Here is a 19615-nt window from a genome sequence, read left to right as displayed (position 1 = left end):
AGTCTTGAGCAATACCAATGCGTTCTCGAAAGTTTAGCCTTATTATTTATGCTGAAATAAAGCTGAGGCATTAATTTAGCCTAAGTAATGCAATGGCTGTGATTTTTCGCATAAGAGATTAATGTGACGATAAAATAAAGAGTATTTATGTCAAATAAAAATGTTACCCAAACGGCAAAATTTAGTGCTCAACCCCAAGATGCAGTGTGGTTAGCTAAGTTTATTGATACCTATCAAAAGCTCTCAACTGATAATTTGCAGTTGCTAGCTGACGTTTACCACCAAGACATTGTATTTATTGACCCGATGCACCAACTAACTGGCTTTAAGCCGTTAGAAAAATACTTTAAACAACTTTATCAAAAGCTTAGTTATTGTGATTTTACAATCGAACACGTTATAGCGCATGACTCAGAGGCGGCTATTTACTGGCAAATGAGTTACCAACACCCACGCTTAAATTCAGGTGAAATTGTCACCGTGCAAGGCAGTTCACATCTTAAAGGCATTGGCGATAAGGTTGTTTATCATCGGGATTACCTAGATTTAGGTGCCATGCTTTACGAGCAATTACCTTTGTTGGGTCGGGTTATTCGCTCGCTTAAAAATAGGGCTGCAAACGCATGAATATAAAACCTACCATTCTCATCACAGGCGCTACTTCTGGCATAGGCGAGTCATTGTTACAGCACTATTTAGCCTATGACTATCAAGTTATTGCTTGTGGCCGTAATCAAGAAAAGCTTAAACAATTAGCCACTGATAATGCCAATGTTATTCCTATTGCTTTTGATATCACGGATAAAGAGCAGATCCGTGCCGCAGCAAATAAAATTAGCGCTATAGAGCGCATTGATATTTTAATGCTTAATGCGGGTGATTGTCGCTATATTGATAATGCTAAAGCCTTTGATGGTGAATTGTTTGCTAGCGTTATAGCGACAAATTTACAATCTCTGGGCTATTTACTCGAGTACTTTTTGCCAAAAGTTAACGCGGGTGGGCAAGTTGTATTTGTCAGTTCTAGTGCAACTTTATTACCTTTTCCACGGGCAGAGGCTTATGGCGCTTCTAAAGCTGGAATTGATTATTTAGCCAAAAGTTTGCGGCTGGATTTAAAAGCAGAAAATATAGCGGTAACCTTAGTTCATCCTGGATTTATTAAAACGCCATTAACCGATAAAAATGACTTTGCTATGCCATTTCTATTGACCAGTGAGCAAGCGGCCAATCGTATTTACCAAGGTGTGAGTGCTCGAAAAAGCTACTTGCATTTCCCTAAAAGGTTAACCCTGATCATGAAATTATTTGCACTGCTGCCAGACTTTATTTGGCAAAGTATTGCTTTAAAAAATGAAAAATCTTTAAGTAATGAAAAAGCCTTAAAGAAGAAAAAAGAGTTAAGGAATAACAAAAAATGAAACGTATCGCCATTATAGGTGCCGGTGTCTCGGGTTTAACCACAGCTTATTTATTATCGAAAAAGCATCAAGTCAGTGTTTTTGAAAAGTCTGCCCATATTGGCGGACATACCGCGACCGTGGATGTTGAGTTGGAAGGTCAGTCTTATGCCATTGATACTGGGTTTATTGTCTTTAATAATAAAACCTATCCAAATTATTTAGCGTTATTGGACGAAATAGGGGTTGGCAAGCAAGAAACAGAAATGAGTTTCTCAGTGCATAACTCAGCTACAGGCATGGAATACAACGGCCATAATCTCGATACCTTATTTGCTCAACGCCGTAATATCTTCAACCCTAAGTTTTGGTGGTTAGTAAAAGAAATCCTCCGATTTAACAAGCTTTGTAAGCAAAGTTATCAGGCGAAAAACTATCAGGACAGCCTAACCTTAGGTGAGTTTTTACAAGCAAATAAATTCAGTGACTATTTTGCTGAGCATTATGTATTACCTATGGGAGCGGCTATTTGGTCCAGCTCGTTGGCGCAGATGCAAGTTTTGCAATTTCATTTTTTTGTTAAGTTTTTTCATAATCATGGTTTATTGAATATCGCTGATCGTCCACAGTGGTATGTAGTGCCCAAAGGTTCAAGAAGTTACTTAGCTCCGCTATGTAAGCCCTTTGCAGGTAATATTCACCTTAATGCGGATATTACCGCGGTGACTAGAGAAAACAATGAAGTGCAGTTACATTTTGCCCATGGTGAAATACAAACCTTCGATGAAGTGGTTTTAGCCTGTCATTCAGATCAAGCTTTAGCGTTACTGGCTGATGCTAGTGAGCAAGAGCAAAAAATACTAGCTGCTATACCTTATAGCGCAAACTCAGTGGTGTTACATACCGATATTAATTTATTACCAAAAAGAAAAAAAGCTTGGGCGAGTTGGAACTATCAATTGAGTGCTAACAGAACTAAACCCGCTAGTGTTACCTACAATATGAATATTTTGCAGGGCTTGAACGCCAAGCACACGTTTTGCGTCACCTTAAATCAGCGTGAAGATATTGACCCAAGTAAAATTTTACGCGAATTTACTTATCATCATCCGGTGTTCTCAACTAGCTCTATTAACGCTCAGCGCCAACGCTCAGCTATATGTGGTAAGCAAAACACCCATTTTGTCGGTGCCTATTGGTACAGCGGCTTTCATGAAGACGGTGTTAGAAGTGCGGTAGATGTTGGGCAGCGATTTGATTGTTATTTACAAAAGAATCAACGGGAACATCACTATGGTTGAGCCTTCAAGACATAATCACATTTATAGTGGTCAGATAACTCATCGACGATTTACACCAAAGTCGCATAGCTTTAGTTACCAACTATATATGCTGGCACTAGACGTTGATGAGATGCAAGCGAAGCAAAGTCCAAAAGGTATTTTTGGATTTTCTTGGTTTAATCTCTTGAGGTTTAAAGAAAATGATTACCTTAGAGATGAACCAGAATGCCTTAAGCAACGTATAGTGAATAAAGTACATGCGTTATCTTGTGGAGAAGAATCTTATGTTGGAGCATCTTGTGCTGAAGAATCGGGTGGTGCAGATATAAGTCGCATCACTATGTTAGTTCAGGTTAGGTGTTTAGGGCTATATTTTAGTCCAGCAAATTTTTATTTTTGTTATAACGCTAATGAAGTTTGTACGCAAGTCTTGGTCGAAGTCAGTAATACACCATGGAATGAACGGCATTATTATTTAGTGCCGTTGGCAAGGGGTGATATTAACGACCCAGATTTAACGCCACATGTTACTGATAAAAATTTTCAAGTATCGCCTTTTATGGATTTAAGTATGAGCTATAAATGGCTGATTAAGCCTCCAATGGTCGATAGTTCAGCATTATTAGTGCATATAGAAAATCACCGTACTACTGTTAATGATAATGGCAGTGAGGTAAGCATGGGCGAAAAAATTTTTGATGTAACCATGAAATTAACCAAAGCGCCTTTTTCGAAGGCGTCGTTGTGGCAACTCTGGTTTAATATGCCCGTGATGACCTTAAAAATAGTGTTGGGCATATATTGGCAAGCCATGAAGCTCTTCTGGAAACGTATACCCTTTATTGGCTACCAAAAAAGTAAGCCTAATAAATAAGTCAAAAAGTTAAGCCAAAAAACTTAAATTAGGAGTCTAGCAGTGGAACAAGTGTCAGGATTTAAAATTAAAAAGCAAGCAAGCTGGTTAGACAAGCGTTGTCGTAGTTTAGTGCACTCGGTTTTTGCAAAACTGAAATTTGACCAAATTGAGTTAGTCGACAATGGTGAGCATTTTCTTTTTCCAGAGGTTGTTCCAAGCAACGCCTTAATCGGCCGAATGAATATACATGACCCTAGTGCATACCGTGATTTTGTTAAAGGCGGCTCTATTGGCGTAGCAGAAGCTTATATTGCCGGTAAATGGAGCAGTCCAGATTTAACCGCTATTGTGCGTATATTTGCTCGTGCCCAGCAAGAAACCGATGCACTTGAAAAGCAAAGACCTTGGCTAACAAAGCTTAAAGACGCTTTGCTACATCGAAGTAATGGTAATAGCCAAGCAGGTTCAAAAAAGAATATTTTGGCTCATTATGATTTAGGTAACGAACTTTATTCACGCTTCCTCGATCCTGAAATGATGTACTCATCAGCGATTTACCCCAATGAGGAAGCAAGCTTAGCGCAGGCACAACTGCATAAAATGTCGACTATTTGCCAACGCTTAGAGCTAACAGCTGATGATCATTTACTAGAAATAGGGACAGGTTGGGGCGGTTTAGCTATTTATGCTGCGCAGCAATACGGTTGTAAGGTTACCACGACAACAATTTCTGATGCCCAGCATGCATATGCTAAAGAGCGCATTGAGCAGTTAGGGCTAGCAGACAAAATAACCTTGTTAAAAGAAGATTATCGCGACTTAACCGGTGAATACGATAAACTGGTTTCAATCGAAATGATAGAAGCCGTTGGTTTTGAATATTTACCCAGCTTTTTTAAGCAATGTAATGCCAGATTAAAACCGGGTGGTAAATTGTTGATACAGTCTATTACCATTGCCGATCAGCGTTTCGACCATTACAAACAAAATGTTGACTTTATTCAGCGCTATATTTTCCCTGGTGGGTTTTTACCCTCTATTACTGTGCTTACCGGTCACCTGACCGAATATACGGGTTTAGTGACTGAGTCGATTAACGACATAGGTTTAGATTATGCCAAAACTTTAGCACATTGGCGTGAAGCCTTTTTAAACTCTTGGCCTGAGCTCAAACCTTTTGGCTATGATGAAGAATTTAAACGCCTTTGGCTTTATTACTTCGCTTACTGTGAAGGCGCTTTTCTTGAGCGTGCCACCAGTACAGTACATTTAGTCGCGAGAAAGTAACGGCTATTGCTTCATTGCTCAAAACAACAACAATAACTATTCAAGTTATTGTTGTTGTTTTTTTATTCATCACACATGCACTTAGTGTTAGCCCCGACAACTTAAATTACCGCCAATAAATCACAGAAAATTTATATCGCTATTTTACCTTTAAGCGCATTGTTATTGTGTTGTGTAGGCTAAGTTATGCTGTATTTTCTGCTGCTTATCTCATCGGCTGTCATTTTTACGTTATAAAACCTTCATCGTTCGGTCATTTTTCTTTTACCTTACTGTCATTTTTACTGCTTAGCATGCTAGTGGTGTTAATGCATCGGCATTAGCAAACTCACTTTAACTAAAAATAACATCAAGGGAAGCATTATGAACTCGACATGGGTTTCACTTTCAGCTTTGTCATCTTTTTTACTCTCTAGCGTCACTGTTGCTGGGGTTTTACCAAACGTACAAAAAGACAGTCAGTGGTTTGTTGATGGTCAGCAATCAGTGATGGCTAAAACCAAACTAATAACACGTAATAAAGCCAAAAATGTCATTCTATTTGTCGGTGACGGTATGGGCTTGTCAACCTTAACCGCTGCCCGAATTTTAGCCGGGCAAAACGAAGGAAAACCGGGCGAAGAAGGCTACTTAAGTTTTGAAAAATTTCCTTATTCTGCGCAAGTTAAAACCTATAATGTTGACGCACAAACGCCAGATTCTGCCGGCACCATGACCGCGATGATGTCAGGTGTAAAAACAGATGTTGGTGTGATTGGTGTTGATGAAGATATTGAACGTGGTGATTGTGCAACGATGAAGGGCAATGAATTAGTCACGTCATTAGAAGCGGCTGAAATTAAAGGCTTGTCAACAGGCATTATTTCAACGGCACGTATTACCCATGCAACACCCGCGGCAACCTTTGCAAAATCAGCGGATCGAAATTGGGAAGATATTTCTGATATGCCAGCAGCAGCGGTAGTGGCTGGTTGTGTCGATATTGCAAGCCAACTTATTGATTTTGAAAAAAACCTAGAGCAACGTTTCCCCGGCGTCGACGTTGATGGTATTGAAGTGGCATTTGGTGGCGGTCGTCGACACTTTCTACCGAAAGATGCCAGTTTTAACAGTGCAGATGCAAGTAGTGCCGTTGAAGGCGATCGCACCGATGGTGTTGATTTAACCGCTAAATGGCAAGCACAATATCAAAACGGTCAGTATATTATCGATCAAGCAGGCTTTGATGCCATTGACGCGAGTAGCACTGAGCGGGTGTTGGGACTATTTAATGAGTCGCATATGCAATACGAAGGCGATCGCAGTAATGATATTGCGGGTGAACCTTCGTTAACTGAACTCACCAGTAAAGCCATTGATATTCTTGATAATAATGACAAAGGCTTCTTTCTTGTTGTTGAGTCAGGGCGAATTGATCATGGTCACCATGCGGGCTCTGCTTATAATGCCTTAACCGATACCATTGAGTTCTCTAACGCAGTACAAGCCGCTATCAATAATACCAATCCTGAAGAAACATTAATCTTAGTGACGGCGGATCATAGCCATGTATTTACCATTGCCGGTTACCCAAAACGTGGTAATCCAATATTAGGTAAGGTGGTCAATGTTGGCGCAACTGAACCTGCTCTAGCAAGTGACGGCCTGCCGTATACCACAGTAGGTTATACCAATGGCAAAGGCTTTAGAAACTTGGTCAATGAAACCAATGCAGACCTTAGCTATAACGACGATGCACTTGCCGGTCGTCAAGATCTAACCACAGTGGACACCACCACAACAGGATTTCATCAAGAGGCTACCGTGCCACTCAGTTCAGAAACCCATGCAGGTGAAGATATTAGTTTACACGCATCAGGACCTGGAGCGCATTTGGCACAAGGCGTTATCGAACAAAGTGTTGTGTTTCATATCATCAATCAATCGCTTGGCTTAATTGCTAACTAACTGGCCAATCGAAAGGAATTAATCATGAAAACAGTAAAAACTTTATCATTAGCCGTGTTGGCTGCATTAGCAGGTTGTGGCGGAAATGACGGTTCAAATGGTAGCAATGGTATTGACGGCGAAAGTGCTTTCAATAGTCTGGTTAGTCAAACCTTATTAAAGGTTGGCCATGCACAATGCCTTAATGGGGGGGTAAAAATTGATTCAGGTGTTGATTATGATAGCTCTGGCGTATTGGATACTAATGAAGTCGATGCAACAGAATTTGTTTGTTCACCCACACTGACGCAAACACAAGGTTCGTCATTGACCGCCACCACTCATAATTTATGGTATGAGCAAGGCCAAAGTGTTTTAGCCCAAGCCGCACTCAATACTCAGTCATTGGTTAATACTAAAGGCAAAGCGAAAAATATTATTTTATTTGTTGGTGATGGTATGGGTATTTCTACTGTAACGGCAACACGCATTTTAGCAGGTCAACAGTTAGGTAAATTGGGTGAAGAACATCAATTAAGTTTTGATAAGTTCCCTTTTTCTGGTTTTGCTAAAACCTATAATGTTGATGCACAAACACCAGATTCTGCCGGCACCATGACCGCGATGATGTCAGGGGTTAAAACTGATGCAGGCGTTATTGGTGTAAACGAAGCCATTAGTCGCGGCGATTGTGCTTCAGTATCCGGTAATGAGCTAGTAACCGCATTAGAATTAGCAGAAATTGCCGGCAAATCAACAGGTATTATTTCTACTGCGCGAATTACACATGCTACGCCAGCGGCAACTTATGCTAAATCGGCAGAGAGAAACTGGGAAGATAATTCTGATATGCCAGCTGCTGCTGTGGCCGCGGGCTGTGTTGATATTGCCTCACAATTGATTAGTTTTGAGCATGATATGCAAAGCCGATTTTCTGGCGCAAAAGTTAACGGCATAGAAGTGGTACTAGGCGGCGGCAGACGACACTTTTTACCAAAAGATGCTGACTTTAATAGTACCGATGCGGTAAGCGCTGTAGAGGGTGATAGAACCGATGGCCGAGATTTAACCGCAGAATGGCAAGCACAATATCCAGCGGGCAGTTTCGTTACCGACCAAGCGGGCTTTGATGCGGTTGATGCTAATACTACGTCGCGGCTGTTTGGTTTATTTAATGAATCGCACATGCAGTATGAAGCCGATCGCGGTAATGACATTGCCGGTGAGCCGTCTTTACGCGATATGACCAATAAAGCGATTGATATACTTGATAATAACGAGCAAGGGTTTTTCTTAATGGTGGAAGCTGGCAGGATTGATCATGGTCATCATGCGGGTAGTGCACATGGCGCTTTAACAGATGCGATTGCTTTTGCTGATGCAGTGCAGGCTGCGGTTGATGCGACCGATCCAGAAGAAACCTTAATTATTGTTACCGCGGATCATAGTCATGTCTTTACGATGGCAGGCTATCCCAAACGCGGTAACCCTATTTTAGGTAAAGTGGTGAGTGTGGGTAGCACAAAGCCAAGCCTAGCAAGTGACGGCATGCCATACACAACATTAGGTTATACCAATGGCAAAGGCTTTAGAGATTTAGGTACAGAAACTAATGCCGATGCGAGTTATAACGCTGACGCCGTCACTGGTCGTCAAGATCTTAGTATGGTGGATACCCAGTCTACGGGTTTTCATCAAGAAGCCTTAGTGCCCACAAGTTCGGAAACCCATGCGGGTGAAGATGTGGGTATTTACGCCCAGGGTCCTGGTGCGCATTTAATTACCGGTACCAATGAGCAAAGTGTCATTTTCCACGTGATGGATTATGCCGCAGATCTGGTTGCAAAAGCTGAGCAAGCGCTAAATTAACTCGTGCTTTAGCAAATGCTGTAGCAGGGAAGTTGTCAGAGTAAAAATGGCAACTTCCTTTTATTTATTGATCTATTTACCCTGAGTTGGTTTTATTATGAAAATTATTTCAGCATTATTATGCCTTTTGTCTTTGAGCAGTAGCGCCAGTGAGTGCAATATTTCGCCTAATGTGATCAGTGCTTATTATCAACTAACTACTCAAGTGGCTAATAGCGAGCCGATGACAAAGCCAGTTCAGCAATTGTTTGAACTACACCGCAATAATAATACCGTGCTGCAACGAAATGTCAGCGCAGGTATTAACGATATTTGGTTGTTGAACGGTAATCGGTTATCGCTAAACCGAGCATTTGAAAAGTATCAACACACCATTGAATATCAACCTAATGAATTGAGACATCAACCGCAGTGGCAAGATGCTTTTCAGTTGGTTATGACCCCCGAACTGAATCAGATGCAGCTGATAGAGCAGAAAAAATCCGGTTGTTTACTTGAGCAACACTTTGTATTGAAAGATAAACACAGAGAGTATCAGTTAACTTGGTTACCAAAATTACAGTTAGTAAAATTCTTTCAAGTAAAAGATACCGAGTTAACGCGACAATGGCAGTTGACAAATTTTCAACCTAATGCGGAAAAAACAGTATCACTACTTAAGCAATACAGGAATTATCAGAGCACAGATTATGCTGATATCGGAGATAATGAAGGTATACCGTTTTTGGCCACTATGATTAACCAAGGTTTTTCAATGCCGGTGCATCATCGCCCAGCTTTGGCCGACAAGGCGCATCAAGATTAAGCTACCTGATTTGCGGAACAGGAAGATTTTTGTGTTAGCGGCAAGGGTGTTGGTTTTTTTATTAGCCACTTAAAACCGTGAGCTCTGTGTTAGAGCCCATGGCTAGTGGTACTACTTTATTTTGGTGTTATGTCGTTGTACGAGTAACTTCACTTCAGTATTCGAATATTCATTACCTTAGGCGCTAGTCAAATAAACTCAACTCAACGCATTAGTGGCCACTATAAATATGCTTGGTGATAATAGCGCTTTCTGCCAAGGTTTTATTCTCAGGTAGGTCGACAGCGCCACTGAGTAAGTAAATCACTTTTTCACCTTGGTCGGCTAAATCTAATGCGTGTTGAACATTAATCAAAATGCTTGAGGCGATTGCTTGAGGAAACTTGCTGGCGTCACGTCGAATATATTCTATCAGGTCGATATTAACCGCTTGGTCGTAAAAAACCGCATCGGCAAATTGCATTTCTCGATGGGCATTAAGGGTTAAATGGTCGGGATTACCGTCACGGGTATGGATAAAAACGATTTCACCACTGGGTGGCGGCGCTTGTGTTTGTAAGCTGGCAATTAACTGTTGCTCAGCTGAAGTGGTTTTACCATCTAAAATGGCTTGTCCGATACTGCCGCGTAAAGTGCGCTCCCAAAAAGTGCGACGCTCGCGTAAGCTTTTCACACGCGCTTTTACATGGTCTCTAAATTTGAAAGAAAAGTCAGCTAATCTTCCATAGCCATTAGGTAATGTCTTTTCAATTTGCTCGCGTAACATCCGCAGTAAAATAGGTGCGCTTCCAGAACTCGACATGGAAATTATGATGGGACTTCGGTCAATAATAGCCGGGGTTATATAGGTGCACAGTTCAGGTTGGTCAACGACATTGGTCAGTAGTTTTAACTGAGTGCTTTCTGTTGCCACCGCGCTATTAACTTCAACACTGTCGGTGGCAGCAATGACAATATTACTCTTGCTCAGGTGGCCGGGTTGATAATTATGCTTGAGCCAATTTAATTGGTGCAAATTCACCAAACGCTCAACACTGCTATTTAGTGTTTCAGACATAATAGAAATGTTAGTTGTCGATTTTAATAACAGCTCTATTTTACGTGCTGCTACCTCGCCGCCACCTATAATCATAGCGTTAATATGTTTGGCATCTAGATATATAGGAAAGTACTTCATTATTTCACTCTATTTTTTGGCTTTATTTAGCAGCTTAGCGACACTGTGCTGACTAAGCGGGTAATGATTAAAAGGGGATTAATACTTTGCTAATAGCTAAGCCATTAGCGTCACCATAAATATATTGACCAGGATTAAAGCTTAAGTCGGCAAAGTGAATAACCTGGTTAATTTCACCTTTACCCAGTTTCTCGGTTTTTATTGGGCAGCAGCCAAGGGCTTTTACTGCTATGGGTAAAGTGGCAATAGTACCCGCGTCACGAATACAGCCATTAATAACAATGGCTTGCCAGCCATTTTTTACGGCTAGCTCAGCTAGCATGTCACCGAGTAAGGCGTTCGTCATACTCGCTTTGCCATCAACCACCATCACTTTGTTGGTACCGTCGGTGGCCACTAGCTCTTTGACTTTGGAATTGTCATTATGACAGCTGACAGTCACAATTTCGCCAGAGAAGATAGTGTGACCACCATAGTCATTAAAAATCGGCTGAGCTAAAGAAAGCTGTTCGCTATGATCATCAAATAAGTCGGGTAGTAGATCTAACATTTTTATCCCTAAGGTATGCACTCTAGTATAGTGAGTATAAATGAAGTTTTACTTTATCAGAACAGGCAGTTTATATCTGCGCGGCGTAAGTAATATCGAGTATAAAGCTAAGTTATTTTCCTTAATGGTAAAGCTCTATTCATTTTTTTCACTGGATTAAAGTCATTTGGTAACCTGTATCAGCCTTGATATTAGTTAAAGTCTTTATTCATACGTACATAATAGCTTTTTAGATTTTTTAATCTTACGGCACTATATAAGTTAGTGTCATAAGTCAGTGGCAAAGTTAAACACTTAAAAGTTGCGTTCCACTGAGTTGGGAATCAGGTCAAGGAGAGAATTTTATCTTGGCAATTGGGTGCGCGGCTATTCGTGTTACTTAAATTATGTCGAGCATTATGTCGCTAGCCTGACTTTTTCTATCAAGCATTTGTTACACACTAGCCTCTTTAGTGACAATGTTGAGTGGTAAATAGCAAGCTAATACAACTGTAAACCTCAAGAGTAATGATATTATTTTTAGTGTTTTTATAGCGTTTATTTTACTACTACTCTAGCAATGACAAAAGGCTATCAATAGCCAGATTATCTGTAGTTATTGCTTGAGTATATGGCTAAAGTAGCTATTTTGTCGCGGTAGAGGGTGATAAACTAGCAAAAATTTTTAATGAGAAAAAACATGCCTTGGATCCAGCTTAGATTAAGTGCCAATGAAGAGACAGCTGAAAAATATAGCGATTGGTTGAGTGCTTGTGGCGCACAAGCGGTGACCTTTATTGACGCTAAAGATACACCTATATATGAGCCGCTACCTGGTGATGAAGTTATTTACTGGAATAATACTGTGGTAATGGGCTTATATGATGCCAGTCATGATATGGACAAGGTGTTGAATTATTTAAAAGGTATTCATCCAGACAAAGCTAAAATGGTCTATAAGCTTGAACAGCTGGAAGACAAAGATTGGGAGCGTGAATGGATGGACAATTTCCATCCGATGAAATTTGGCCAACGTTTATGGATTTGTCCAAGCTGGCGTGATGTTCCTGACCCTAGTGCGGTGAACGTTATGCTTGACCCCGGCCTAGCATTTGGTACAGGCACCCACCCAACAACCGCTTTATGTTTAACTTGGCTAGACGGTTTAGACTTAGTCGGAAAAACCGTGGTTGATTTTGGTTGTGGCTCAGGTATTTTGTCATTAGCCGCGCTTAAATTAGGCGCAAAAAAAGTGATTGGTATTGATATTGATCCACAGGCGTTACAAGCGAGTTTAGAAAACGCTAAACGCAATCAATGTGAAGACCGTTTGGCATTATTTTTACCGAAAGACCAACCTGAGTTTAAAGCCGATGTGGTGGTGGCAAATATCTTAGCCGGACCATTACGTGAACTTGCTCCGGTTATTATTAACTATCTAGCGAGCAATGGTGTGCTTGCTTTGTCTGGTGTTTTAGAAGAGCAAGCCGAACAATTACAAACTCAGTATGCTGAATTTTGTCAGATGGACGCTATTGCTGTTCAAGACGAATGGGTGCGTTTATCTGGTGTTCGTTATTAGTTTGTTATGAGTTGGCGATTAATGGCCTAAAAACGAGCAGCTTTTGTTATCAAATTGTACAGAAACTGCTCGCATCAACACTTTAGAAAATGTCAACACGAAAAACGTGAAAAAAAACGCGTTTTGTTCAATTTATATCCTTTTCAATCCCAAAAAAAACACGTAAACTTAGCGCCCTTTTGACTAGTAGCTCAAAAAAACAGCAGCGTGAAGATAGGTCCATACACTTTAGCAAGCAATACTATGCTTGCGCCCATGGCGGGTATTACCGATCAGCCATTTAGACAACTATGTTGTCAGATGGGGGCAGGCTTAGCTGTATCTGAAATGATGTCATCTAATCCAAAAGTGTGGAATACCGGTAAATCTCAGCGTCGAATGTTGCATAGCGAAGAAGCAGGTATTCGTTCCGTACAAATCGCGGGCTCGGATCCTGAAGAATTAGCTTTTGCGGCTAAGCATAATGCTGATAATGGCGCGCAAATTATTGATATCAATATGGGCTGCCCAGCAAAAAAGGTAAATAAAAAATTAGCAGGTTCAGCGTTACTGAAAGAGCCCGCATTAGTCGAGCAAATTATTAAAGCTGTGGTTAATGCGGTGGATATTCCAGTCACGTTAAAAATTCGAACCGGCTGGTGTGAAAGCACTCGCAATGGTATTGAAATAGCCAATATTGCTGAGCATAACGGCATACAATCACTTGCTGTGCATGGCCGTACTCGTAATGACTTTTATAAAGGCAATGCAGAGTACGACACCATTAAAGCAATCAAGCAAGCGGTGAGTATTCCAGTTGTTGCTAATGGCGATATTACTTGTGCCGAAAAAGCGGAGCAAGTGCTTAATTACACTGGGGCTGATGCCATTATGGTTGGTCGTGGTGCCCAAGGGAGACCTTGGGTTTTTCGAGAAATTAATTATTTCTTGAAAACGGGTAGGCATTTGCCTGCTCCTTCAACGGACGAAGTACGCACAATTTTGATTGGGCATGTAATGGAATTACACAAATTTTACGGTGAATTTATGGGTTTACGTTTTGCCCGTAAACATGTTTCTTGGTACATGCAAACGCATGAACAAGGAAAATCGTTTCGTTCTATTTTTAATGCACTTGAGTCAGTTACTGAACAACTTGACGCATTAACTATGTATTTTGATAATTTAACTTTAGAAAGAGTCTGAACTTTATGTTTGAACAAAATATTTCCTCTCCATTTATTACCGGTGACCTACAAACTCAGACAAAGGCATCGCCTTTACGCACACAAGCGAAAGTAGCTATTAAAAACTACTTGTCTCAGTTAAACGGTAATGACGTTGATGATATGTACGACCTTGTACTTTCAGAAATTGAAGCGCCAATGCTTGAAGAAGTCATGCAATATACGCGCGGTAACCAAACCCGCGCCGCTAACTTATTAGGCATCAACCGCGGTACTTTACGTAAAAAGTTAAAAAAATACGGCATGAACTAAGAAGTAAGACAGGCTAGCCTGTCAATTAAAAGCACCCTCGGGTGCTTTTTTGTTTTTAGAGAGATAAAAGTTATCCAAGTAGTCAACTTTTATGCCATTTAAGAACTACCGCATATCAATAATGTAAAACAGATATGTGTCATAGGCTAGACAATCATTTTAATTTATAGGTAATTAGAAAACCATGGATACACCACGCCCAATCAAACGTGCACTATTAAGTGTTTCAGATAAAACCGGTATTGTTGAATTTGCTCGCTCGTTATCACAAAAAGGTGTCGACCTTTTATCAACAGGCGGTACCGCTAAATTATTGGCCGAAAATGGCATTAAAGTCACTGAAGTATCTGATTACACAGGGCATCCAGAAATTATGGATGGTCGAGTTAAAACCTTACACCCAAAAGTTCATGGCGGTATTTTAGCGCGTCGTGGTATCGACGAAACTGTTATGGTTGAAAACGATATCAGTGCGATAGATTTGGTGGTGGTCAATCTTTACCCATTTGCCAATGCCGTTGCTGATGAAAATTGTTCATTAGAAAATGCCATAGAAAACATCGATATTGGTGGTCCAACTATGGTGCGCGCAGCCGCTAAAAATCATAAAGACGTCACCATAGTGGTCAATGCCCATGATTACGACCGTGTTTTAGCAGAAATGGCGACAAACAATAATTCTTTGGTTTATCAAACACGTTTTGATTTGGCTATTGCTGCCTATGAGCACACGGCAGCTTACGACGGTATGATTGCTAACTATTTTGGTAAAATGTTACCCGCGTATGGCGCAACTGAATCTGCAGCTTCTGTTGACTCATCAGTAGGTGAAAAAGTTAAATTTCCACGTACTTTTAACAGCCAGTTTATTAAAACTCAAGATTTACGTTATGGTGAAAACTCGCATCAAGAAGCGGCTTTTTACAAAGAAGCGAATCCTGAAGCCGCGTCAGTTTCTACGGCAACTCAATTGCAAGGCAAAGCCTTATCTTATAACAACATTGCTGATACGGATGCGGCATTAGAGTGTGTTAAAGAATTTGACGAACCCGCTTGCGTTATTGTTAAGCATGCAAACCCGTGTGGTGTTGCTATTGGTGATGATATTTTAGCGGCTTATGAAGGCGCTTATAAGACAGATCCAACGTCTGCTTTTGGTGGCATCATAGCGTTTAACCGTGAGCTAGATGCCGATACGGCGCAAGCAATCGTTTCTCGTCAATTTGTTGAAGTTATTATCGCACCTAGCGTGTCAGATGCAGCTGCAAAGGTTGTTGCCACTAAAGCTAACCTGCGTTTATTAGTCTGTGGTCAATGGACAAGCAAAACTACCGGTTTTGATTTTAAACGTGTTAACGGGGGCTTATTAGTCCAAGATACGGATCAAGGTAGCGTAACAAGTGACGACTTAACGGTAGTGACTAAACGCCAACCCACGGACGAAGAAATGCGTGATTTACAATTTTGTTGGAAAGTAGCAAAATTTGTTAAATCAAACGCGATTGTTTACGTTAAAAATAGTGCAACTATCGGGGTGGGTGCTGGCCAAATGAGCCGAGTATACTCAGCAAAAGTAGCGGGTATTAAAGCGGCAGATGAAAACCTTGAAGTTAAAGGCTCTGTTATGGCATCAGATGCATTCTTCCCATTTCGTGATGGTTTGGACGCCGCTGCTGAAGCAGGCATTACTGCAGTAATTCAGCCGGGTGGCTCTATGCGTGATAATGAAGTTATTGCTGCAGCAGATGAGCATAATATCGCCATGGTATTCACTGGCATGCGTCACTTTCGTCATTAAGTCAAAATGGTAAAATAAAAATGCTCAGATAGAATTAATTATTCTGAGCATTTTTATTGCAGAAATTATGCTGAGTAGTGTCTGGGTGATAAAATTAATCATTAGACACTCTCAATTAAGTTCAAATGCTGTTTTTTGTCGATAAGATAAGAGTAACGGCACTGATCATCTGAAAGAAATCTGCTATAACTAGCCTGTATAAAAATTCACTAGTTAATGGAAGATAACAATGCATACAACAACTCAAACTCTCAAAAAAGTTTTTACCGCGTCAATCGTGTCTGCAACTTTATTATGTTCTGGTTTTGTTAACGCTCATCAGCAAAGTCAGCTTGAACAAGCTATCGCTGGAGAACATCGCTCAGCAAAAAATAAAGCGCGTGATGAATATCGTCATCCGTTACAAACTTTAGCATTTTTTGGTTTTGATCCGTCAATGACCGTGGTTGAAATTACGCCCGGCGGTGGTTGGTATACTGAAATTTTAGCCCCAGCAGTAAAAGGTAAAGGTAAACTTTACGGTGCTCATTATCCCGATACTGGCGAAGATAACTATTATAGTAATTCACGTAAAAAGCTAGTTGAAAAATTAGCCAGTGACGACGTATTTAGCGAAGTAGAATTGACTAACTTTATTCCGCGTCAAGCAAGTGAACTTGCACCGGCAGGTACAGCCGATTTGGTACTGACTTTTCGTAATTTACATAACTGGCGCGATGAAGGTGTAGAGCAAGCTTTTAAAGACGCTTACAAAGCATTGAAAAAAGGTGGCGTGTTAGGTGTGGTAGAGCATCGTCTACCTGAAGGCGTTGACGCTGAAAAAGCTATGGGTTATGTATCGCAAAGCAAAACTATTGCACAAGCCAAAGCGGCAGGGTTTACTTTAGCAGCAAGCAGTGAAATCAACGCTAATGCTAAAGATATGGCCATCTATCCAAAAGGTGTATGGACCTTACCGCCAGTATTACGTTTAGGCGAACAAGATAAAGCAAAATATATAGCGATTGGCGAAAGCGATCGTATGACATTAAAATTTGTAAAATAACATAATTGAACTGCTATAACCTGACCTCTGCAGGTTATAGCGATTTTAAAATATTAGGAATGTAAGTAAATGAATGTTTTGGTCATTGGTAATGGCGGTCGTGAGCACGCATTAGCGTGGAAAGCTGCACAATCATCTTCAGTAACAAAAGTATTTGTTGCACCAGGTAATGCAGGAACGGCTACAGAAGCCAAGTTGGAAAATATTGCAATATCAGCTGGCGACATTCCAGCCTTAGTCGACTTTGCCAAGAGTAACCAGGTTGTGTTAACTATCGTTGGGCCTGAACAGCCTTTGGTAGATGGCATTGTTGATGCCTTTCAAGTAGAAGGTTTAATGATTTTCGGACCCAGTGCAAAAGCGGCACAACTTGAAGGTTCAAAATCATTTACTAAAGACTTTTTAGCAAGAAATAATATTCCAACCGGTAGTTATCAAACCTTCACTGAAATCGACCCCGCACTTGCGTACGTTCGTGCACAAGGTGCGCCAATCGTTGTTAAAGCTGATGGCCTTGCCGCTGGTAAAGGCGTTATTGTTGCGATGACGTTAAAAGAAGCTGAAGACGGTATTAAAGATATGCTTGCCGGCAATGCTTTTGGTGATGCAGGTCATCGTGTGGTGATTGAAGAATTCTTAGCAGGTGAAGAAGCTAGCTTTATTGTTATGGTTGACGGCAAAAATGTTTTAGCCTTTGCTACGAGTCAAGATCATAAGCGTGCCTATAATGGTGATAAAGGGCCAAACACTGGTGGTATGGGCGCTTATTCTCCAGCACCTGTTGTGACACCAGAGATCCATCAACGCGCTATGAATGAAGTTATCATGCCAACCGTTGAGGGCATGGCGAGAGAAGGAGCACCTTATACTGGATTTTTATATGCGGGCTTGATGATTGACACTGATGGTACCCCAAAAGTTATTGAATACAATTGTCGTTTTGGTGACCCTGAAACTCAGCCAATCATGATGCGATTGAAGTCTGATCTGGTTGAGTTGTGTATAATGGCTTGTCGCGGTGAGTTAGACCAAGCAACAATTGATTTTGATCCACGCCCTGCAGTAGGCGTGGTAATGGCGGCAGCTAATTATCCTGCTAGCTATCCCAAAGGCGATGTTATTTCTGGTCTAGAGACAAATACTGCCACTGATCGAAAAATATTCCATGCAGGTACAGCTGAAAAAGATGGTGCAATAGTTACCTCAGGCGGTCGTGTCTTGTGTGCAACAGCATTAGGTAATAATGTCACTCAAGCGCAGCAATCAGCCTATGAATTATTAAAACAAATTTCATGGCAAGGTGTTGAGTATCGTACTGATATCGCTTATCGAGCGATCGAGCGTGAACAAAGTTAATTTAGCGCAATAGCAATTGTATAATATAATCGTATAAAAAAGCCCAGTAATTACTGGGCTTTTTTATATAACAATTAAGGGCTTAGTTATTAAGTTTTGCTAAGGTTTCTTTTTTTGCACCACCGGCTATTGCAGCAGCAATTGCTGAATCTCTATCAAATCCTAAATCAATAGCGGCTTTAACAATAGCATTACTATGATTATCAGTGCTCTGATTAACCGCAGTTGTAATTACTCGGTCGGCTTCTCCAGGAAATAAAGCTAATACATCTTTAACTATGTTACTTGCCTGTTCCGGTATGGCTTTAATAGCGGCTGTTAAAATATTCAATATCTGACTAGGGTAATTTGATGCGGTGTTGTTAACGATATTACTAGCGTCGTAAGGTTCAGTCCTGATGGCAACTCGGACAATATTTTCTATTTCACTTGGATTAAATTTAACTGCGGTATTAACTATTTCTTGAGCATAAGCGGGTTCTGCGGTAATCGCTATTTCAACCAGTTCACTGCTCGGAGCAACTTTAGCTTTAATCGAATTTTGTATAACATCGCAGGCTAAAACAGGCTGCGCAGATAAAGCACCCAACATGATTTCACGATATTTTTCTGGGTATCGAGCAAAAGCCACCGCCATAACAACATCTACTTTCTCTGGATAGCGTGAAAGTATGGCATGGACACTACTTTGAATTGTTCTTTGTTTCTTTACTTGTTGGTTTAATATCTTAGCAATCAAACGTTCATGTTTATATTCGGCAACATCCTTCGCCACAACTGTACTACTAATGCCAGCAAGCATTAACAAGATGATAAGTTTTTTCATTTGTTATGCTCTCTGTACAAACACCGTGGTAAAACCCACTTTATCTGTAGTTTGTTATTATTATTATGCGCAAATACAATATAGAGCATAAAATACATTATATCTCCTGTTTATTTGTACATAAAAATAGGATTTTTGGAAAAATGGCTAGCCAAATATTACTAACACCGTAGTAATTAGTCCGTAAAGTAGTCGAATAGTTCAATTAAAAAGCAAACAAACATTTAATCGTAATTTAATGCTAATTAGGTGTTGACGTGAAGTCAGAAATCGCTAGAATGCGCTCCAGTTCCAAGGGGTAACCCCAAAGAGCTGTTTTAATAGGTTATCTTATGCAGTTAGAGCTGATTTGATTAACTTAACGTAATAAAACGAGTTGTTTGAAAGTTAAAAAAACT

17 protein-coding genes are annotated in these 19615 nt (G+C 40.6%); 14 read left to right on the top strand and 3 right to left on the bottom strand.

Annotation, left to right across the window (positions count from 1 at the left end; translation table 11 throughout):
- The first annotated feature begins 147 nt into the window (after positions 1 to 147).
- From H4J54_RS16955 to H4J54_RS16920, 8 genes are all read left to right on the top strand, one after another.
- On the top strand, positions 148 to 627 hold the full coding sequence (locus H4J54_RS16955) for a nuclear transport factor 2 family protein (RefSeq protein ID WP_182192181.1): 480 nt from the start codon (positions 148 to 150) through the stop codon (positions 625 to 627).
- Entirely contained in the window at positions 624 to 1421 is a 798-nt protein-coding gene (locus H4J54_RS16950; protein WP_182192180.1) for an SDR family NAD(P)-dependent oxidoreductase, read from the top strand. Before H4J54_RS16955 ends, H4J54_RS16950 begins: the two co-directional genes overlap by 4 nt.
- On the top strand, positions 1418 to 2701 hold the full coding sequence (locus tag H4J54_RS16945; protein ID WP_182192179.1) for an NAD(P)/FAD-dependent oxidoreductase: 1284 nt from the start codon (positions 1418 to 1420) through the stop codon (positions 2699 to 2701). The genes H4J54_RS16950 and H4J54_RS16945 overlap by 4 nt, the downstream gene beginning before the upstream one ends.
- The gene (locus H4J54_RS16940; RefSeq protein ID WP_182192178.1) at positions 2694 to 3557 is read left to right on the top strand and encodes a DUF1365 domain-containing protein; all 864 of its coding nucleotides are present in this window, start codon (positions 2694 to 2696) and stop codon (positions 3555 to 3557) included. Before H4J54_RS16945 ends, H4J54_RS16940 begins: the two co-directional genes overlap by 8 nt.
- A 42-nt stretch (positions 3558 to 3599) precedes the next feature.
- Positions 3600 to 4826 (top strand): cyclopropane-fatty-acyl-phospholipid synthase family protein, encoded by a 1227-nt coding sequence (locus tag H4J54_RS16935; RefSeq protein ID WP_182192177.1) that lies wholly within the window; start codon positions 3600 to 3602, stop codon positions 4824 to 4826.
- Between the two features lie 363 nt (positions 4827 to 5189).
- On the top strand, positions 5190 to 6773 hold the full coding sequence (locus H4J54_RS16930) for an alkaline phosphatase (RefSeq protein WP_182192176.1): 1584 nt from the start codon (positions 5190 to 5192) through the stop codon (positions 6771 to 6773).
- Positions 6774 to 6797: 24 nt separating this feature from the next.
- Positions 6798 to 8621 carry an alkaline phosphatase gene (locus tag H4J54_RS16925; protein WP_182192175.1) on the top strand — a complete coding sequence of 608 codons (1824 nt, stop codon included), beginning with the start codon at positions 6798 to 6800 and terminating at the stop codon, positions 8619 to 8621.
- 97 nt (positions 8622 to 8718) lie between these two features.
- Positions 8719 to 9426, top strand: a complete 708-nt coding sequence (locus H4J54_RS16920) for a hypothetical protein (protein WP_182192174.1) — start codon at positions 8719 to 8721, stop codon at positions 9424 to 9426.
- Positions 9427 to 9637: 211 nt separating this feature from the next.
- Here H4J54_RS16920 and H4J54_RS16915 read toward each other — a convergent pair whose 3' ends face one another.
- Complete coding sequence (locus H4J54_RS16915) at positions 9638 to 10603, bottom strand: NAD(P)-dependent oxidoreductase (RefSeq protein ID WP_182192173.1); 966 nt, start codon at positions 10601 to 10603, stop codon at positions 9638 to 9640.
- Positions 10604 to 10670: 67 nt separating this feature from the next.
- Entirely contained in the window at positions 10671 to 11153 is a 483-nt protein-coding gene (locus H4J54_RS16910) for a putative 4-hydroxy-4-methyl-2-oxoglutarate aldolase (RefSeq protein WP_182192172.1), read from the bottom strand.
- A gap of 679 nt (positions 11154 to 11832) precedes the next feature.
- On the opposite strand from H4J54_RS16910, the gene prmA reads away from it, so the two are divergent.
- The 6 genes from prmA to purD all read left to right on the top strand — a co-directional run bounded on the left by prmA (position 11833) and on the right by purD (position 18391).
- A complete protein-coding gene (gene prmA, locus H4J54_RS16905; RefSeq protein ID WP_182192496.1) occupies positions 11833 to 12714 on the top strand; it encodes a 50S ribosomal protein L11 methyltransferase in 882 nt (293 codons plus the stop codon).
- A 207-nt stretch (positions 12715 to 12921) separates the two neighbouring features.
- Positions 12922 to 13899, top strand: a complete 978-nt coding sequence (dusB, locus tag H4J54_RS16900; RefSeq protein WP_182192171.1) for a tRNA dihydrouridine synthase DusB — start codon at positions 12922 to 12924, stop codon at positions 13897 to 13899.
- A 5-nt stretch (positions 13900 to 13904) separates the two neighbouring features.
- Entirely contained in the window at positions 13905 to 14192 is a 288-nt protein-coding gene (fis, locus tag H4J54_RS16895; RefSeq protein WP_044832893.1) for a DNA-binding transcriptional regulator Fis, read from the top strand.
- A 184-nt stretch (positions 14193 to 14376) separates the two neighbouring features.
- The gene (gene purH, locus H4J54_RS16890) at positions 14377 to 15990 is read left to right on the top strand and encodes a bifunctional phosphoribosylaminoimidazolecarboxamide formyltransferase/IMP cyclohydrolase (RefSeq protein WP_182192170.1); all 1614 of its coding nucleotides are present in this window, start codon (positions 14377 to 14379) and stop codon (positions 15988 to 15990) included.
- Between the two features lie 229 nt (positions 15991 to 16219).
- Complete coding sequence (locus H4J54_RS16885) at positions 16220 to 17035, top strand: class I SAM-dependent methyltransferase (RefSeq protein WP_182192169.1); 816 nt, start codon at positions 16220 to 16222, stop codon at positions 17033 to 17035.
- A gap of 69 nt (positions 17036 to 17104) precedes the next feature.
- Positions 17105 to 18391: a phosphoribosylamine--glycine ligase gene (purD, locus tag H4J54_RS16880; RefSeq protein ID WP_182192168.1), complete on the top strand. Its 1287-nt coding sequence runs from the start codon at positions 17105 to 17107 to the stop codon at positions 18389 to 18391.
- An 82-nt stretch (positions 18392 to 18473) separates the two neighbouring features.
- Here the strand turns inward: purD and H4J54_RS16875 are convergent, their stop codons facing one another.
- Complete coding sequence (locus tag H4J54_RS16875; protein WP_182192167.1) at positions 18474 to 19217, bottom strand: hypothetical protein; 744 nt, start codon at positions 19215 to 19217, stop codon at positions 18474 to 18476.
- Positions 19218 to 19615: the final 398 nt, after the last annotated feature.

The organism is Colwellia sp. MB3u-8, from assembly GCF_014076985.1.
In the GTDB taxonomy this organism is placed as follows: domain Bacteria; phylum Pseudomonadota; class Gammaproteobacteria; order Enterobacterales; family Alteromonadaceae; genus Cognaticolwellia.
The sequence above is the reverse complement of the archived record's forward strand: the minus strand, read 5'-3'. Positions and strand labels throughout refer to the sequence as shown.

Coding starts and splice junctions, on each gene's coding strand:
- fis (WP_044832893.1), top strand. CDS start 13,905: ATGTTTGAACAAAATATTTCCTCTCCATTTATTACCGGTGACCTACAA.
- H4J54_RS16920 (WP_182192174.1), top strand. CDS start 8,719: ATGAAAATTATTTCAGCATTATTATGCCTTTTGTCTTTGAGCAGTAGC.
- H4J54_RS16910 (WP_182192172.1), bottom strand. CDS start 11,153: ATGTTAGATCTACTACCCGACTTATTTGATGATCATAGCGAACAGCTT.
- prmA (WP_182192496.1), top strand. CDS start 11,833: ATGCCTTGGATCCAGCTTAGATTAAGTGCCAATGAAGAGACAGCTGAA.
- H4J54_RS16955 (WP_182192181.1), top strand. CDS start 148: ATGTCAAATAAAAATGTTACCCAAACGGCAAAATTTAGTGCTCAACCC.
- purH (WP_182192170.1), top strand. CDS start 14,377: ATGGATACACCACGCCCAATCAAACGTGCACTATTAAGTGTTTCAGAT.
- H4J54_RS16950 (WP_182192180.1), top strand. CDS start 624: ATGAATATAAAACCTACCATTCTCATCACAGGCGCTACTTCTGGCATA.
- H4J54_RS16940 (WP_182192178.1), top strand. CDS start 2,694: ATGGTTGAGCCTTCAAGACATAATCACATTTATAGTGGTCAGATAACT.
- H4J54_RS16945 (WP_182192179.1), top strand. CDS start 1,418: ATGAAACGTATCGCCATTATAGGTGCCGGTGTCTCGGGTTTAACCACA.
- purD (WP_182192168.1), top strand. CDS start 17,105: ATGAATGTTTTGGTCATTGGTAATGGCGGTCGTGAGCACGCATTAGCG.
- H4J54_RS16915 (WP_182192173.1), bottom strand. CDS start 10,603: ATGAAGTACTTTCCTATATATCTAGATGCCAAACATATTAACGCTATG.
- H4J54_RS16885 (WP_182192169.1), top strand. CDS start 16,220: ATGCATACAACAACTCAAACTCTCAAAAAAGTTTTTACCGCGTCAATC.
- H4J54_RS16875 (WP_182192167.1), bottom strand. CDS start 19,217: ATGAAAAAACTTATCATCTTGTTAATGCTTGCTGGCATTAGTAGTACA.
- H4J54_RS16930 (WP_182192176.1), top strand. CDS start 5,190: ATGAACTCGACATGGGTTTCACTTTCAGCTTTGTCATCTTTTTTACTC.
- H4J54_RS16925 (WP_182192175.1), top strand. CDS start 6,798: ATGAAAACAGTAAAAACTTTATCATTAGCCGTGTTGGCTGCATTAGCA.